The sequence below is a fragment of the Pseudomonas danubii genome (assembly GCF_042980055.1).
Classification (GTDB): Bacteria; Pseudomonadota; Gammaproteobacteria; order Pseudomonadales; family Pseudomonadaceae; genus Aquipseudomonas; species Aquipseudomonas danubii.
On record NZ_CP116502.1, the window covers coordinates 1,815,341 to 1,832,229 of the forward strand.

At 61.1% G+C, this 16,889-nt stretch carries 14 protein-coding genes; 12 read left to right on the plus strand and 2 right to left on the minus strand.

Going from position 1 to position 16,889, the window contains the following annotated elements:
* Positions 1–104 precede the first annotated feature (104 nt).
* Genes PFZ56_RS08465 through PFZ56_RS08500 form a run of 8 tightly spaced genes read left to right on the plus strand, consistent with a single transcriptional unit; the run spans position 105 to position 8,899 of the window.
* Positions 105–1,862, plus strand: a complete 1,758-nt coding sequence (locus tag PFZ56_RS08465) for a carbamoyltransferase (RefSeq protein ID WP_102862868.1) — start codon at positions 105–107, stop codon at positions 1,860–1,862.
* On the plus strand, positions 1,846–2,976 hold the full coding sequence (locus PFZ56_RS08470; protein WP_102862869.1) for a glycosyltransferase: 1,131 nt from the start codon (positions 1,846–1,848) through the stop codon (positions 2,974–2,976). The genes PFZ56_RS08465 and PFZ56_RS08470 overlap by 17 nt, the downstream gene beginning before the upstream one ends.
* The gene (locus PFZ56_RS08475; RefSeq protein ID WP_102882038.1) at positions 2,976–3,872 is read left to right on the plus strand and encodes an antimicrobial resistance protein Mig-14; all 897 of its coding nucleotides are present in this window, start codon (positions 2,976–2,978) and stop codon (positions 3,870–3,872) included. The genes PFZ56_RS08470 and PFZ56_RS08475 overlap by 1 nt, the downstream gene beginning before the upstream one ends.
* 8 nt (positions 3,873–3,880) lie before the next feature.
* Positions 3,881–5,293, plus strand: coding sequence for a PIG-L deacetylase family protein (locus tag PFZ56_RS08480; RefSeq protein WP_170001601.1), 1,413 nt, complete (start codon positions 3,881–3,883; stop codon positions 5,291–5,293).
* A gap of 54 nt (positions 5,294–5,347) precedes the next feature.
* A complete protein-coding gene (locus tag PFZ56_RS08485) occupies positions 5,348–6,232 on the plus strand; it encodes a DUF6625 family protein (RefSeq protein WP_170001599.1) in 885 nt (294 codons plus the stop codon).
* Positions 6,229–7,383 carry a glycosyltransferase gene (locus tag PFZ56_RS08490; protein ID WP_102882035.1) on the plus strand — a complete coding sequence of 385 codons (1,155 nt, stop codon included), beginning with the start codon at positions 6,229–6,231 and terminating at the stop codon, positions 7,381–7,383. Before PFZ56_RS08485 ends, PFZ56_RS08490 begins: the two co-directional genes overlap by 4 nt.
* Positions 7,380–8,264, plus strand: coding sequence for a glycosyltransferase (locus tag PFZ56_RS08495; RefSeq protein WP_170001597.1), 885 nt, complete (start codon positions 7,380–7,382; stop codon positions 8,262–8,264). The genes PFZ56_RS08490 and PFZ56_RS08495 overlap by 4 nt, the downstream gene beginning before the upstream one ends.
* A gap of 14 nt (positions 8,265–8,278) precedes the next feature.
* On the plus strand, positions 8,279–8,899 hold the full coding sequence (locus tag PFZ56_RS08500) for a CatB-related O-acetyltransferase (RefSeq protein WP_102862875.1): 621 nt from the start codon (positions 8,279–8,281) through the stop codon (positions 8,897–8,899).
* An 81-nt stretch (positions 8,900–8,980) separates the two neighbouring features.
* Here PFZ56_RS08500 and PFZ56_RS08505 read toward each other — a convergent pair whose 3' ends face one another.
* Positions 8,981–10,843 (minus strand): O-antigen ligase family protein, encoded by a 1,863-nt coding sequence (locus PFZ56_RS08505; protein ID WP_170001595.1) that lies wholly within the window; start codon positions 10,841–10,843, stop codon positions 8,981–8,983.
* A 156-nt stretch (positions 10,844–10,999) separates the two neighbouring features.
* Here PFZ56_RS08505 and msbA point away from each other — a divergent pair, with 156 nt between their 5' ends.
* The 4 genes from msbA (at position 11,000) to hldE (ending at position 15,840) form a co-directional block, all read left to right on the plus strand.
* Complete coding sequence (gene msbA, locus PFZ56_RS08510; RefSeq protein ID WP_102882032.1) at positions 11,000–12,805, plus strand: lipid A export permease/ATP-binding protein MsbA; 1,806 nt, start codon at positions 11,000–11,002, stop codon at positions 12,803–12,805.
* 190 nt (positions 12,806–12,995) lie between these two features.
* Positions 12,996–13,700, plus strand: a complete 705-nt coding sequence (locus tag PFZ56_RS08515) for a sulfotransferase family 2 domain-containing protein (RefSeq protein WP_102862878.1) — start codon at positions 12,996–12,998, stop codon at positions 13,698–13,700.
* On the plus strand, positions 13,693–14,304 hold the full coding sequence (gene cysC / locus PFZ56_RS08520; RefSeq protein WP_110650965.1) for an adenylyl-sulfate kinase: 612 nt from the start codon (positions 13,693–13,695) through the stop codon (positions 14,302–14,304). The genes PFZ56_RS08515 and cysC overlap by 8 nt, the downstream gene beginning before the upstream one ends.
* Before the next feature lie 102 nt (positions 14,305–14,406).
* Positions 14,407–15,840 (plus strand): bifunctional D-glycero-beta-D-manno-heptose-7-phosphate kinase/D-glycero-beta-D-manno-heptose 1-phosphate adenylyltransferase HldE, encoded by a 1,434-nt coding sequence (hldE, locus tag PFZ56_RS08525; protein WP_102863061.1) that lies wholly within the window; start codon positions 14,407–14,409, stop codon positions 15,838–15,840.
* A gap of 51 nt (positions 15,841–15,891) precedes the next feature.
* On the opposite strand, the gene PFZ56_RS08530 is transcribed toward hldE, so the two are convergent.
* Complete coding sequence (locus tag PFZ56_RS08530; RefSeq protein ID WP_102862880.1) at positions 15,892–16,863, minus strand: metal ABC transporter ATPase; 972 nt, start codon at positions 16,861–16,863, stop codon at positions 15,892–15,894.
* Between the last annotated feature and the right edge of the window lie 26 nt (positions 16,864–16,889).

A 16,889-nucleotide genomic window follows, 5' to 3' on the forward strand; every position in this document is an offset into this window, starting at 1 on the left:
TACGTTATAATCCCGCCCTTTCGTTGTTTCTCGCCCCTTTGCGAGCACACTTTATTTTCAAGGCGCACTGCGCCCGCATGCAGACTAAACGAGGCTAGACCCCTGTGGCATTGACGATTCTTGGCCTGTCCGGCGCCCTTAGCCATGATCCTTCAGCAGCCCTGTACATCGACGGCAAACTGATTGCCGCCGCTGAAGAAGAGCGTTTCGTGCGTGACAAGCATGCAAAGAACCGCATGCCCTACGAGTCGGCGAAGTTCTGCCTGGAACAGGCCGGGATCAAGCCTTCCGACGTTGACGTGGTAGCGATTCCGTTTGCACCGATCAGCCTGTTCGGCAAGGCTCGCTGGCATTACGCCAAGCGCTACTGGTACGCCCCGGACCGCGCCCTGGACGCGATCCTGATGGGCAACCGTCGCTACAAGCGCTATCGCAAGAAGATCGTCTGGTGCCTGGAGCAACTGGGTTTTGACCCGAAAAAGGTCAAGATCGAGCCGGTGGAGCACCACCTGGCCCACGCCTCCAGTGCCTACCACTGCTCGGGCTTCAAGGAGAAGACCGCGATCCTCGGGATCGACGGCAAGGGCGAATACGCCACTACCTTCTTCGGCTACGGCGAAAACGGCAAGATCCACAAGATCAAGGAATTCTTCGATCCGGACTCCCTGGGCGGCCTCTATGGCGCGATCACCGAGTTCCTCGGCTTCGAAATGCTCGACGGCGAGTTCAAGGTCATGGGCATGGCGCCTTATGGCGACGCCAGCAAGTACGATTTCTCGCGCCTGGCCAGCTTTGAAAACGGCGAACTGGTGATCAACACCGACTACGCCAACGTCATTGGCCTGCGTCGCTACAAAGAGAAGGGCAAGGGTTTCTACTTCTCGCCAAAACTCATCGAGTGGCTGGGTCCCAAGCGCGAAGGCGACATCGCCGACGAGCCTTACATCCACTACGCCGCGAGCATGCAGGCGCTGTTCGAAAAACTGGCCCTGCAGATGATCGACCACTACCTGGGCGACGTCCTCAAGGAAACCGGCAAGCTGGCTTTCGCCGGCGGCTGCGCGCTGAACGTCAAGCTGAACCAGAAGATCATTGCCCGTCCTGAAGTCAAAGAGCTGTTCGTGCAGCCGGCTTCCGGCGACGCCGGCACCGCCGTGGGCGCTGCTGCGTACGTTTCCCATGCCCGTGGGGTGCCGGTAGAGAAGATGGAACACGTCTATCTCGGCCCGTCCTACAGCAACGAAGACGTGATCGCAGCCTGTGCCCGTCACCCGAACAAACCGGCTTGGCGGCAGATCGACAACACCCCGGAACGCATCGCCAAGATCATGGTCGATGGCAACCCGGTGGCCTGGTTCCAAGGCCGCATGGAGTTCGGTCCACGGGCCTTGGGCGGTCGTTCGATCATTGGTTGCCCGAGCGCCGTGGGCGTTGCCGACCGGATCAACGAGCAGATCAAGTTCCGCGAGCGCTGGAGGCCTTTCTGCCCGTCGATGCTCGACACCGTCGGTCCGCAGATGATCAAGGTCGACCACCCGGCACCATTCATGACCTTCACCTTCGAAGTGGCTGAAGAGTGGAAGACCCGGGTGCCGGAAGTGGTCCATGAGGACGGCACGTCCCGGGCCCAGGTGCTCAAGCGCGAATACAACCCGCGCTACTACGACATGATGAAGGCGTTGGAAGTCCTGACCGGTAACGGCGTGTCGCTGAACACCTCGTTGAACCGCCGTGGCGAACCGATGATCTGCTCGCCGACCGATGCCCTGAACATGTTCTACGGTTCCGATCTGCAGTACCTGATCATGGAAGACATTCTGGTGGTCAAAGACGGCGTGGACCCTTATGACACGCTCGGCTGAACGCCATGTGCTGCAGTTTTGCCACGGCTATGACGGGCCGTTCCTGGACTGCGCCCGGCAATATGCCAACTTGTTCGCGGGCAGCGGCTATCGGGTGACCACGGTGTTTCTCACCGGGGCCGCCGATGCCGAAGTGGCTGCCGGCTGTGCGTCTGATGAAGTGCTGTTCATGGAATACAGCTCCAAGGCCATTCGTGGCCTCAAGCTGGGTGCCATTCGTGACCTGCGCAAGATTGCCGCCTCGCGCAATTTCAGCTTTTGCATCGCTCACCGCTTCAAGCCGATCTACATCGCTTTGTTGGGCACCCGCTTGCCGGTAGTGGGTGTCCATCACGCCTTTTCCGACTACAAGCGCCGTAGCCGGCAGATCTTCGCTGGACTGTTTCGCAAGCGCCTGAGCCTGTTGGGGGTCTCTGATGCGGTGCGTGACGACATGCGTGCCTGCCTGCCCAAATGGCCTGCGGCGCGCATCCAGACCCTGTACAACCGCATCGACCTGGAAGCCTTGCAGGCCAGCCAGCTGGACGCGGCCCAGGCCCGCAGCGAGCTGGGCCTGTCCGCGGATGCCTGGATTGTCGGCAACGTCGGACGCCTGCACCCGGACAAGGATCAGGCCACTTTGCTGCGGGGCTTTGCCGCCGCCGTGCCGCAATTGCCGCAGCAGAGTCAGCTGGCCATCCTGGGGACCGGACGCCTGGAGAAAGATCTGAAATCCCTGGCCCGTGAACTGGGCGTGGCTGATCGTGTTCTGTTCCTCGGGCAGGTGCCGGACGCTCGGCGCTATTTCCGTGCGTTCGACGTATTTGCCTTGAGCTCCGATCACGAACCCTTTGGCATGGTCCTGTTGGAAGCCATGGCGGCCGGTGTGCCCTTGCTGGCCACCGCCTGCGGCGGTGCAAAGGAAGTGGTAGAGGGTGTGGGCATTCTGTTCCCTCTGGGAGACGCCGAGCACATGGCTCAAGGGCTGCAGCACCTGGCCGCGATGGATGACCATCAGCGCCGGGTCTGTGCCGAGTTGATGCTTGATCGCCTGCGCGAGCGTTTCTCCGACCGTGCTGTACGGGACGTATTCTGGCGTTTGCCGCAAGTCACCGATCTGACCGCGAGGGGCTGATGCTCAATCGATTTCAAGGCTGGCGCGAACGTGGCTGGTCAGTCATTGACGCGTCGACCTATGCCGATGCCTGGCAGCGCTTTGGTGGCAGCGTGGCGACCCATCCGTTGGTGGTGGAGCAACTGGCGGACCTGGCGCAGATTCCCGTGCGTTATCTGGCCTGGGAACAGGACGGCCATCTGCAGGCGGCCATTGCCACCTGGGGGCGGGACCTGGCGCTGTCCAAGGACGTGCTCAAGCGAGCCGGCAAGAAGGGCCTGTTTGATATCGGCAATGCCGAGTTGATCCTTCCGGCAGCGGCCAATGCTCAGGTGCCACTGCGTCATCGTGGGCGCTACCTGTCTGCGCTTAACGAAGGGCGCTTCAGCACCCTCAAGCCTCAGGCCGAACAATTGGCCATGGCCCGTACCCCCGAAGAGCTGTCGAAGAAGTTTCGCTACAACCAGCGCCGCGAACTGCGTTTGCTGGAAGAAGCGGGCGGGGTGGTGCGTGCGGTCAGTGATTTCACCAGTGCTGAACTGGCAGCCATCTACTGTGACCTGTTCCAGCGCCGCTGGGGCTTTGCGGCCACTGGCGCCGAGCGCATGGCCGAGGTGTTGGAACGCTTGCGCGAGCTGCTGATCGGCTCGGTGATTTTCCTCAATGATGCGCCGATTGCCGTGCAGTTGATCTACCGGGTCGAAGCGCCGCAGTGGATCAGCGTGGAGTATGTCAACGGTGGTGTTGACCCGCAGACGCGTGAGTTCAGTCCAGGGAGCGTGCTGAGCTTCCTCAACACCCAGAGTGCCTGGGAACAGGCTCGGGTCCTGGATAAACCGCTGCGTTTCTCCTTTGGCCGCGCCGACCGTGAGTACAAGGACCGTTGGTGCAATCCGGTGCCGGTTTTTCAGGTGTGAGGCCGTCCATGAGTCGCAAACAGCAACTGCTCAAGCGCCACCGGCGCAATAAACGAATCGCCCTGTTGGTGGGCCTGGTGCTGTTGCTGTTGATTGGCGTGCTGGTGGCCTGGTGGTTGCCGCTGCTGCTGGCCGTTCTTGGCTGGCTGGCCCATGAGGCCTGGTTTGCCGATCACCTGTTCTACTCGCCCAAGGACGACTACTGCTATGACTTTGGCAGCGATGTTCGGCAGCTCGCAGTGCGCCTGGAGGCGGGGCGCCTGCTGCTGGATTCGGTACAGGAACTGGCGGCGGACGAGACACTGATTCTTGGGGTGCAGGTCAAGAGTTCCTGGATCGGACGTTTTCTCGATCCGGCCATTGAAGTGCTGGGCGGCCCGACGCTCGACCGCCAGGCGTTCGAGCGGGGCGTCGATGGCCTGCGTTATCTCAACCTTAGCGGCCTGGCAGGTCCCCTGGTCGGCGGCGAGCTGCAACTGCGTGGGCGATTCTGTCGGATTCAGGTCCAGCCTCAGTTGATGGCCTGGCGCGACCCCGACTACCGACGCCAGCGAGTGATGGTGATTGCTCCCCATGCCGACGATGCTGAACTGGCAGCCTTCGGCTTGTACAGCCAGGCCGACGAAGCCTGGATCGTGACCCTGACAGCGGGTGAAATCGAGGCCGAGCATTATCAGGCCATGGGTATGAACGCTGCCGAGGCCACGCGAATCAAGGGCCGGTTGCGAGCCTGGGACAGTATCGCTGTGCCGCGTTGGGCGGGAGTGCCTGAAGCGCACTGCGTACAGCTGGGGTACTTCTGTCTGCAACTGCCTGCCATGCAGGCCGCGCCGCAACAGCCGGTGGCCTCGCGTGAGGCGCAGTTGAGCGATATCCGCCTGTTCCGCCAGTTCAATCCGTTCCCGCTACCAGCCGATCGGGATGGGCTGCCGACCTGGGACAACCTGTTGGCTGATCTGCGCGAGCTGCTGCTCAAGGCGCGGCCCGAAGTGCTGGTGTTGCCCCATCCGTCACTGGACCCTCATCCTGACCATATCTGTGCCCAGGCGGCGGTGATGCAGGCGCTGGAGGGGTTGGACTGGCAGCCGACCACCGTGCTTGGCTATGCCAATCACCTGCATGACAACGACCGCTGGCCAATGGGTGATTCGGGTGCGGGCATTGCTTTGCCGCCGGTGTTCGATTCGACGACAGTGTTGCGTCCCTGGTGTTTGCCACTGTCCCAGGTTGAGCAATATGACAAGGCCATGGCCTTGGGCATGATGCATGACCTGCAGCCGAGAATGCCGTTCAAGCGGCGCCTGCGCAGGTCGATACAATGGCTTCTGGCTAGTAGAGTGCCTTCGACCCTGGGAGAGAATGAGTTCTTTCGCAAGGCAGTGCGGCGGCACGAACTGTTCTGGCTGTTGCGGCAGCGATAAAACCGGCATAAACACAGGAATCTGTTGTGCCCCTAACCTGACAGCGAGTCTTTTGTGATCAATCCACGCCCGCGAATCCTGTTTCTCATGCCCTATTTCGGGCGCTGGCCATTCTGGCTGCCGTTTTTTCTCGAAAGCTGCCGACGCAATCCGGATATCGACTGGTTGTTTTTCAGCGATTGTGGGATTCCGGAGAATCTGCCGCCGAACGTCCAGTTTGAAAGCATCAGCTTTGCTGATTATTGCGCCTTGGTGTCCCAGCGCCTGAACATCGATTTTGCGCCCAATGCGGCTTACAAGCTCTGTGATATCAGGCCAGCAATGGGTTATATCCATATTGATCGGCTGCAGGGCTACGACTTTTGGGCTTTCGGCGATATCGATCTGGTCTACGGTGACCTGCGGGCCTACTTCACCGCAGATCGTCTGGCGAAGTATGACCTGTTCTCCACCCACGAGCGTCGCGTCGCTGGGCACTTGTGCCTGATACGCAACAGCGCCCGCCAGCTTGAATTGTTCAGGCAGATCAAGGATTGGCAGACGCGCTTTACCGACCAGCAGCATCATGCACTGGATGAAGGGGCGTTCAGTCGGATTTTTCTCTGGCGCAAGAACTTCCCGAAGCCGCTGTTCAAGCTGGTGGGCAAGTTCAATCCATGGCGTCGTCGCAGCGAGTTCACTGAGGCGTTCAGCACGCCGGGCGGAGTGATCGATTGGCATGACGGCAGTCGTGATTTTCCAACGCGCTGGTACTGGAAGGATGGGCATCTGACCAATGACCGCGACGGCGACCGCAGTTTTCCGTATTTCCACTTTGTGTGTTGGAAGCGCAATGAGTGGTCGGATTTGCCTGAGCAGGATGCCAAGGTGGTCCAGGCCCTGGCCGGCGAGTCTTCCTGGGTCATCGATGCCACAGGTTTCCACCGGGGAGAGTTATGAGTCAGCGCTTCAAGGTCCTGCAATTGCAGCCGGACTACAACGTCAAATCCCACGATTTCGCCGACCTGGCGGAGCAGATCGTCAAGGCCTTGCCGGCTGACCGGTACGAGATGACGGCGGCCTTCCTGCGTGGGCGACCCGGGCCGGCTGATCCGGTCAGCCGGGCCGATCATTCGGTGTATTTCGAGTTTTCCGACAAGGCCCTGAAAGGCATGCGTCTGCGGGCCATGTGGCGGTTGTATCAGTTCTGCCGCAAGGAAAAGTTCGATGTGGTGATCTGCAATCGCTTCAAGCCGGTGAACATGATGCTGACCCTCAACCGTTGGTTGAAGGTCCCACTGTGCATTGGCATCTCCCATGGTTTCGGTGAGTACGACCGGCTTTACCGGCGGCGCCAGACCCAGCGCCTGATCGACCGGCACTGGCGTTTTGTCGGTGTATCGCCCGCGGTCAAGCAGTACCTGCTGGATTGCCAGTGCGGTTTCACCGACCAGAACACTTGGGCGATCACCAACGCCATCGATATCGAACAGGCCGAAGCCTTGCAGCACTCCCGCGAGCGCTCTCGTGAGTTGTTGGGGCTGGACCCTTCCGTGCGCCTGATCGGTGCGCTGGGGCGCCTGGTGCCGGTCAAGGGCCACACTTACCTGCTGCAGGCATTTGCTCAGCTCAAGGACAAGTACCCGCAGACTCAGTTGGCGATCATTGGCGCCGGGCGCGAAGAGGCCAATCTGCGCGCCGAGATCGAGCGTCTGGGCCTGCAGGGTCGGGCCCACCTGCTGGGCTTCAAGGAGAACGCACTGCAGTATGTGCGTGCCTTCGATATCTGGACCATGCCGTCATTGGCCGAAGGCTTGGGCCTGGCGTTGCTGGAAGGCATGAGCGGGCAGTTACCGGTGATCGCTTCCAATGTACCGGCGATGCTGCCGCTGATTGAAGGGGCCGGTGGCCTGGCGGTTGAGCCGGCCAATGTGCCGGCGCTGACGGCGGCACTGGACAATTACCTGGGGCTCTCCGATGAGGCGTTGGCCGATAAGGGCCAGCAAGCGTACCGCTATCTGCAGAAAGAACATGATATCGAGGTGTTCCGCGAGGAATACCGGCAATTGATCGACTCGGGATTGAGTCAGGCGGGCAAGAGGCAGCAATGACAGACCAGCAACCTGTGGTGACGGTAATCATCGCCTCCTACAACCACGCACCCTATATCGAGCAGAGCATTCTCAGCGTGCTCAACCAGACCTATTCGAACATCGAACTGCTGGTGGTGGATGACGGTTCCAGCGATGACAGCGTCGAGCGTATCCGGCGGCTGCAGGCGTTGCATGGTTTCGACTTCCGCGTTCAGCAGAATCAGGGGCTGACCAATACCCTCAATGGCGCCATCGCTCGGGCCAAGGGCAGCCTGATCGTGCCCTTCGGCTCCGACGACATTATGCTGCCCGAGCGTATCGCGACTCAGGTGGCATACCTGGACGGCAAGCCGGAGGTCGGGATCTGCGCCGGCAATATCGAGTTGATCGACAGCGATGGCAACCTGTTTCCCGAAAAGCGCCAGCGCCGTGACGTGCCGTTCCGGCGTCTGGATTTCGATGACATGTTCCTTGAGCGCAAGCCTTACCCGCCTGCGCCGACGTTGATGATTCGCCGTGAGGCACTGGAGAAGGTCGGTGGTTTCGACCCGAATATCCGCCTTGAGGACTTGCTGATCGAGCTGAAGATCACCCATGCGGGCTACTTTATCGATGGCTTGAACGTAGTGATGGCGCGTTATCGCAAGCACGCCACCAACTCCTACAAGAACAACCGCTTCATGATCGACAACATCCTGCGCACCTACGCTCTGTTCAGTGAGCATCCGCTGTACGAGGAGGTTCGCTACAAGTTCCTCAGTTCGATGTTCCTCAAGGTGTCCAATCGCGATCGGAAACTGGCTCGCGAATTGTTGGCGCAGATTCCGTTCAAGGCCTGGAACAAGAAAACCTGGCGTGGGCTGGGCCGCTTGTATTTTTCGCCGCTGGAAAAAGACTGAAGGGGCGCCGGAGCATGGGCTGGATTCAACGCTTTCTTGAAAAGCGCGCCAAGCGTGCGATCCGCAAACTGCCGAAAATTGAACGCGGCGTGGTGCGCTTCCAGCAGCGTTATCCGGGTTACAGCATTGGCCGCGGCAGTTATGGCTTGCCTGAGGTGCATGACTGGCAGGAAGGTTCGACCCTGAGCATCGGTGCTTACTGCTCGATCGCCGAAGGCGTGCAGATTTTTCTTGGTGGTCACCACCGTGCGGATTGGGTCAGCACCTACCCCTTTCCCGCAATGCTGCCCCAGGCCGCGCATATCAGCGGTTACGCCGGCACCAATGGCGATGTGCGGGTGGGCAGTGATGTATGGCTGTGCTCCAACAGCACACTGTTGTCCGGTGTGACCATTGGCCATGGCGCGATTGTCGCGGCGGGGGCTCTGGTCACCAAGGATGTGGAGCCCTATGCGGTGGTCGGTGGCAATCCGGCGCGCTTCCTGCGGTGGCGCTTCCCCGAAGAACAGCGCCAGCAGTTGTTGCAGAGTGCCTGGTGGGACTGGCCGGAAGCCGAGTTGCACGGGCTTGCCGACAAGCTGTGCAGTGATGATATCGAAGGCTTCTTGGCCTATGCCCGGCAGCGTCAGGCCTGACGTTCAGCGGCTCAATCCCCTATGACCTGATTCCCTGACAGCCTTGTGCGACTGTCAGGGTGCAGATGTGGTTGCAGGGTTTCAGTGAGCGCCTTGGCGCTCGTCGTTCGCAGGCAGTTGCTTCAGCAGGCCGGTTGCACGGGACATCGAGGTAGGCAGCGCATACCCCGCCTGTAGTGCATTCAGGTGCTCCTGGAACAGCCAGTTACTGTCTTCGCTATAGCGCTGCATGTGCCGCAGATTGCGCTGGCGCAGTGAAGTTCTCAGCGAGGAGGGGTAAACCCGCAAATCGGCAAGATCGATCAGGCCGAATTCGCCGTTCTCCAGGACCAGCACATTGGCCAGGTGAAGCGAGCGAAAGTACACCCCTTGTTCATGCAGGCGAGCCATGAACGTACCGAAGTCCTTGATCAACTGCGCGCGCTCTTCTGCCGAGCCTGCCAATTGCAGGCGCTGGCGTAGGGTCTGCCCAGGCAGTGGCTGGTAGCGCACGGCGTTGCTGCCGTCGGCAAGTCGGTACAGGCCCAGGATGACCGGGGTGGTAATGCCCAGATCACGCAGTTGCTCGCTGTTTGCGGCAAAGCGCTCGGAGTAGGGGTTGAACCCTCCCGAGGTGTACCAGCGACGAGGGCGGAACAGCTTGAAGAAACTGCCATCCTCCAGACGCAGGACCTTGGGCCCCAGGCCATCGGCTTCGATGACCTGGGCATTGGCGAGCAGTTGTTCGGCTGCGGCCGGGGGCAGTGAGGCTACCTGCACAGGTGGCGAACGTCTGGCGCGCTGGTGAATGCACAGGGCGGCGATCATGGCCAGGGGGATCCACAGCAGGAACCAGTGCTCCTTTGGACGCGAAAGAATCCCGCCGCCTTCTGTCAGGCCGGCGCCAATGCCAAAGACCAACCAGCTGGAAGCCAGGATCAGCAACGGTGTGGTACGAAGCTGCCAGCTCTTGAGCAGGGCCCAGGCCTGCATGAACAGCCACGGCAGCAGGCCGAAGATGCCCACATAGTAGAGAACCCCCAGGGCGAAGTTGTGTGGCTCTTCCAGAAGGAAGCCGATACCCGGGTCCAGGGACAGGCTGGCGTTATAGCCATGACCGATCCAGGGATGATTGACGATCTGCTCCAGCGCCAGGCGCCAGAGGTCGAAGCGCGAAGAGCTGCCACGCTCCAGAAGCATCTGCGAGAACAGGAGCAGGACCGCCGCGCCGCCTATTGCCATGCCCGCAAGCAGCATCAACGAGCGGCGGTTCCAGCTGATGAAGCTCAGCCAGAGAGCGGCCAGGGTCAGCGCCACCAAGGGCGTCCTGGAGCCGGTGGCAATCAGTGCGGCAAACATGATGGCCATTGCCGGAATGCTCAGCCAGAGCATCTGGTAGCGGCGACAGGTCATGCTCAGGCTCAGCCAGTAGACGCAGAAGAAACCGAAGACGTGGGAGCTCAGCAGCGGATTGTCAAAGGCTCCGGCACCCACCATGCGCAGATCGGAGGTGTGGTAGCGAACGAAGACGTACAGGTTGAAGATCGAGGCGAGCAGGGCAACGATCGCCGCGCAGAAGATCAGTGGCTGCACTATGTCATTGCGATAGCGCACCAGCAGGGTACAGCCGGCGAACAGCATCAGCGTATGCAAAGGGGTCTTGATCTCTCCCAGCACGCTGTCGACCGGCGGGCTCCAGGCCAGGCTGACGATGGCCCAGGTACAGAACAGCAGCATGGCGATGAAGATAGGCTCGCGCAGCAGTCCTTTCAGTTCGCTGGGGCGTGTACACAGGGCAATCAGCGTCGGGATGCTGAACAGGCCGTAGTACAGCTTGTGCAACTGACTGCGGCCGGGGAGGAAAAACAGCGCGCAGAGCAGCAATAGATACCCTAGCGGCAGAATCCACAGGCAAATGAAATCGAATACTCGATTCGACGTGTTGCGAAGAGCGTTGGGTTGCATGCTTAGACGTTCATCCCGGAAGTTAAGCCGGCAATCATAGCGATTAATACCAGGTGGTGTCGTTGGTCAGCTGAACAATCTCGGTCCCTTGGGAGTGCCGGTACCTCGAACAAGCTGTGCTAAAGTCAGCCTCCTTTTTGACGACATTCCCGTGATATGACCGACTCCAGTCCCAGCGCAAGCCCTTCGAGCTTGAAAATCTACTTCCGTCTGCTTGGCTATGTGCGGCCCTATATTGGTCTGTTTCTCATCAGCATCGTCGGGTTCCTGATCTTCGCTTCGACCCAGCCCATGCTCGGCTACATCCTCAAGTATTTCGTCGATGGCCTGTCCAATCCCGAGGCTGCGCTGTTTCCCACTGTGCCCTACCTGCGAGACATGCGGCTGCTGCAGGCGGTGCCACTGTTGATCGTGCTGATCGCTGCCTGGCAGGGCCTGGGTTCCTACTTGGGCAACTACTTCCTGGCCAAGGTTTCCCTGGGCTTGGTGCATGACCTGCGGGTGCAGTTGTTCAACAACCTGTTGACCCTGCCCAACCGCTACTTCGACAAGCACAACTCGGGACACCTGATCTCGCGCATCACGTTCAACGTGACCATGGTTACGGGGGCCGCGACCGATGCGATCAAGGTGGTGATCCGCGAAGGCATGACGGTGATCTTCCTGTTTGCCTCGCTGTTGTGGATGAACTGGCGCCTGACCCTGGTGATGATTGCCATCCTGCCGCTGATTGCGATCATGGTGCGTACCGCCAGCAAGAAATTCCGCAAGCAAAGCAAGAAGATCCAGGTGGCCATGGGCGACGTGACTCACGTTGCCTCGGAAACCATCCAGGGCTATCGCGTGGTACGCAGCTTTGGCGGCGAGACCTATGAGCAGCAGCGCTTTCTGGCGGCCAGCCAGGGCAACACCGACAAGCAACTGCGCATGACCCGCACCGGCGCGATCTACACGCCGCTGCTGCAACTGGTGATCTACAGCGCCATGGCGGTGCTGATGTTCCTGGTCCTGTATCTGCGTGGCGATGCGTCGGCGGGGGAAATGGTGGCCTACATCACCATGGCCGGGTTGCTGCCCAAGCCCATTCGTCAGCTGTCGGAAGTCAGCTCCACCATCCAGAAAGGCGTGGCCGGCGCGGAAAGCATCTTCGAACAGTTGGACGTCGAGCCCGAGGTCGATCGTGGCACGGTGGAACACGCCAGCATCAGCGGACACCTGGAAGTGCGTAACCTGAGCTTCACCTATCCAGGTACCGAGCGTCAGGTGCTGGATGACATCAGCTTCAGCGTCGAGCCCGGAAAAATGGTCGCCCTGGTGGGGCGTTCCGGCAGCGGGAAGTCGACCCTGGCCAACCTGATCCCGCGCTTCTATCACCATGACAAGGGCCAGATCCTTCTGGACGGCACCGAGGTCGAAGATTACCGCCTGCTGAACCTGCGTCGGCATATCGCCCAGGTTACCCAGCACGTCACCCTGTTCAGCGACACCGTGGCCAACAACATTGCCTATGGCGACCTGGCCGGGGCACCGCGGGCGGACATCGAAAAGGCCGCGGCCGACGCCTACGCCATGGACTTCATCGCTCAGTTGCCAGAAGGCCTCGACACTCAGGTGGGGGAGAACGGCGTGCTGCTTTCGGGTGGCCAGCGTCAGCGCCTGGCGATTGCCAGGGCCTTGCTGAAGAATGCTCCGCTGCTGATTCTCGACGAGGCCACCTCGGCCCTGGACACCGAGTCCGAGCGGCATATCCAGGCTGCCCTGGACAAGGTCATGAAGGGACGTACCACCCTGGTGATTGCGCACCGTCTGTCCACTATCGAGAAGGCGGACATGATCCTGGTCATGGATCAGGGACGGATTGTCGAGCGCGGCACTCACGCCCAGTTGCTGGCCCAGAATGGCTACTACTCGCGGTTGCATGCCATGGGTCTGGAAGAGCCTGCACCCACCGGGATCGCCTGAGTCTTTCCGGGGAGCGAGCCCGCTCGTTCCCCGGAGCCTCCAGGGTGTGCAAGGCACCTTGGCATCATTTGTATGGCCCGTCTTACAGTCTTGACCAAGGCTAAATAATTCTGCGTTTCACGCTTGTTATGGTTCCCGCCTGAATCTTCGAATGGATCGAGAGGGCCATCCTTCTCGCGTGGGTACCGCAATGCTGCAACGTTTTGTGTGGAAGTTATTACCCAAGACCCAGCGTCATTTCCTGTTGGGTCGCCTGTCGGTGGTGGATCGTCAGGTGGTGAACAAGTCCATGTCCGCCAATGTGCGGTTCCCCGATGCTTTTGCCCGTCATTCCTGTCTGTTTATCCATGTTCCCAAGTGTGCCGGCAGCAGCGTCTGTTCGGCCCTGTTCGACGGGTGGATGCCGGGGCATCTGCCGTTGTACTGGTATGAGCAACAGTTCCCCCGGGCGTTTTCCAGCAGCTTCAAGTTCGCCTTCGTCCGCGATCCCCTGGAACGCGCCTATTCGGCCTATGCCTTTTTGCGGGGCAACCGCCTGGGGCGACGGGATCAGGCGGCCCAGAGCCTGGTGACGCACTACCGGGACTTCGACGACTTCGTCGGCCGCTGGCTGCACTCGGAGAATATCCACAGGCAGATGCATTTCGCGCCCCAGAGCGACTTCCTCACCGACTCCCTGGGGCGCCTGGCCCTGGACTTCATCGGCTATCAGGAATACCTGCAACGTGACTTCCAGCTGTTGTGCCAGCAGTTGGGGGTCGATGCCCAACTGCCCCATGTCAACGGCACTGCTCAACGCCGCACTACCCCTGTCAGGGAATTCTGCTCGGTACGCACCCGTCGCCTGGTGCGCCGTGTCTATCAACGCGACTACGAGATGCTGGGTTATGAATAAGCTCGCTTGTGCGCCTTTGGAGCAACTGCAGATCCGCCCTTACAGCCTGTCGCTGTCCATCGAGGCCCGGGCCGCCCTCAAGCAGCAGAAGCCCTGTTGTCTATGGCTGACGGGCCTGTCGGGGGCCGGCAAGTCGACCCTGGCCAACCTGCTGGAACTGCGCCTCAACGAGTTGGGCATGCATACCTTCGTCCTTGATGGCGACAATGTGCGCAGTGGGCTGTGCCGTGACCTGGGAATGGGGGCCGAGGCACGCAAGGAAAATATCCGCCGCATGGCCGAGGTGGCGCGGCTGATGGTGGAGGCTGGGCTGTTGGTGATCGTGTCGGCGATTTCACCGTTTCGCGCCGATCGTGATGCTGCCCGGGCGCTGTTTGGGGCTGGACAGTTTATCGAGGTGTACATCAGCACGCCGTTCCAGGCCTGTGCCCGGCGTGACCCCAAGGGCCTGTATCAGGCGGCCCTGGAGGGCCGTATCAAGGATTTCACCGGGCTCGACAGTCCTTACGAAGCGCCGCTGCAAGCCGATTGCGAGATCGATACGTCCTGCGTGGAGTTGCCGGAGGCGATCCGCCAGCTGCTGCAACTGCTGCCGTGCAAATGAATCGTAGAAAATCTTCACCGGCCTCACTCAAGGCATAGAACTAGGCGGCGCCAACCCTGTGTTAATATCGCGCCCCTGTTCATTTTGTATGTGGGATGCTCCATGAAGTTGTCCATGCCGCGATTCGATCAAGCCCCTGTCTTGGTGGTCGGCGATGTCATGCTCGACCGTTACTGGCATGGTGGTACCTCACGGATTTCCCCTGAGGCGCCGGTGCCGGTGGTCAAGGTCGAGCAGATCGAGGACCGCCCGGGTGGTGCCGCCAACGTTGCCCTGAACATCGCCGCACTCGGTGCGCCCGCCTCCCTGGTCGGGGTGACCGGTGACGATGAGGCTGCCGACAGCCTGGCCAACAGCCTGCAAGGTGCGGGCGTACGTGCACTGTTCCAGCGCATTGCCCACCAGCCGACCATCGTCAAGCTGCGGGTCATGAGCCGTCACCAACAGCTGCTGCGCATCGACTTTGAAGAACCCTTTGCCACCGACGCCCTGGCCCTGGCGGCCGAGGTCGACGCTTTGCTCGACGGCATCAAGGTGCTGGTGCTGTCCGACTATGGCAAAGGCGCTCTGCGCAACCATCAGGTGCTGATCGCGGCCGCGCGGGCCCGTGGCATTCCGGTGCTGGCGGACCCCAAGGGCAAGGATTTCTCCATCTACCGTGGTGCCAGCCTGATCACGCCGAACCTCAGCGAGTTCGAAACCATCGTCGGCGGCTGCGCCGACGAGCACGAACTGGTGAGCAAGGGCGCCAAGCTCATGCACGATCTGGAGCTGGGGGCGCTGCTGGTGACCCGTGGCGAGCACGGCATGACCCTGTTGCGTCCGGATCATCCGGCCCTGCATCTGCCGGCCCGTGCCCGTGAAGTGTTCGACGTCACTGGGGCCGGTGATACCGTGATTTCGACCCTGGCGGCAGCGATTGCCGCCGGTGAAGAGCTGCCCCACGCGGTGGGCCTGGCCAATCTGGCCGCGGGCATTGTGGTCGGCAAGCTGGGGACGGCGGCCATCAGTGCACCCGAGCTGCGTCGGGCGATCCAGCGCGAGGAAGGTTCCGAGCGCGGTGTTCTGAGTCTCGATCAGCTGTTGCTGGCCATCGATGATGCCCGGGCGCACAACGAGAAGATCGTGTTCACCAATGGCTGCTTCGACATCCTTCACGCGGGGCATGTGACCTACCTTGAACAGGCCCGGGCTCAAGGGGACCGATTGATCGTGGCGATCAACGACGATGCTTCGGTCAGCCGCCTCAAGGGGCCTGGACGTCCGATCAACAGTGTCGACCGGCGCATGGCGGTGCTGGCGGGGCTGGGGGCCGTGGACTGGGTGATCAGCTTTTCTGAAGGCACTCCGGAAAACCTGCTGTCCCAGGTCCGCCCGGACGTGCTGGTCAAGGGTGGCGACTACGGCATCGATCAGGTGGTGGGCGCCGATATCGTCACGGCGTATGGCGGCACGGTGAAGGTGCTGGGATTGGTGGAGAACAGCTCGACCACCGCCATCGTCGAGAAGATCCGCAAGACCGACAAGGCCCAGTAACGGTTGCAGTCTGAAAAAACGGCGCCTGCTTCAGGCGCCGTTTTTTTTGCCTCAGCCTTGGCGCCTGGCCTTGGCGGGAACCATCTTGCGCAGGATCTGCCGGGCCTTGCCGGTCAGGCGCGAAAGCTTCGAGTCCTTTTCCGGTTCGCTCAGGCCTCGTTGCCTGAGCCAGTCCTTCCAGCGAATCCGCTCCTCACGCACCACCCAGCCTTCCTGCTGGGCGAAGCTTTCCGCCAGGTACAGGCCGCGGGTGCTGGCCGGGTGCAGTTGATCCTTCTTCAAGGTGTACAGCTCGGCACAGGGCTGGCCATTGTCCAGGGGCATCAGGTACAGATCCGGCCGCTTGCGGTCCAGGCGCGCCACCAACTGGTCACCTTCCAGGCGCTCGTCGACGTGGAACAGGCTCAGCGACTTGGCTTCCTTGGGGACGTCCAGGCGCAGGTCGTAGATCAGTTGCAACGAGGCGGTGGGCAGGTGCACGTAGGCCCGGGGTCGCTCCAGCAATTGCAGGTTGGCGCAGCGTACCGGTCGCGCGGCTCCGGACAGTGGGGTCAGGCGAAAGGGCAGGGCCTCGCGATAATGCAGGGCCCCGGCGTAAGGGGCTGGTAGCCAGGTGTCGTTGAAGCGTCCGCCGAGCCAGCCTTCCGGGGTTTCCAGCAGGCATTCCTCGGCGATTTCCTGGATGGCCGTGTGCAGCGGCAGGTTCAGTTCATGGGCGGGTACGTAGCCGGAGATCAGCTTGAGCACCACGTCGCCGCGGTCCTGGCGTCGCTGGCGCACCAGCACCCAGTAGTCACGGTTCTGCCAGTGCAGGGTCAGGCGTACAGAAACCCCGAGGTTGGCCAGTTCCAAGGCAAACCTTTCGTGGTCTGCCACCGTCACCGCGCGTCGGCGCTGCAGGGTCTGAGCGAAGTTCAGCGGCCTCCCGACGCTCTGGTAGCAGAGGCCTTCGGGAGTCGCTTCGACGAACAGCGGCAGGGTCTTGAAGTTGCTGGGGTTCTTTCTAATGAGCGGTCGCGACATCTCGGCTCCTTCTTGCGTCGGGGTCG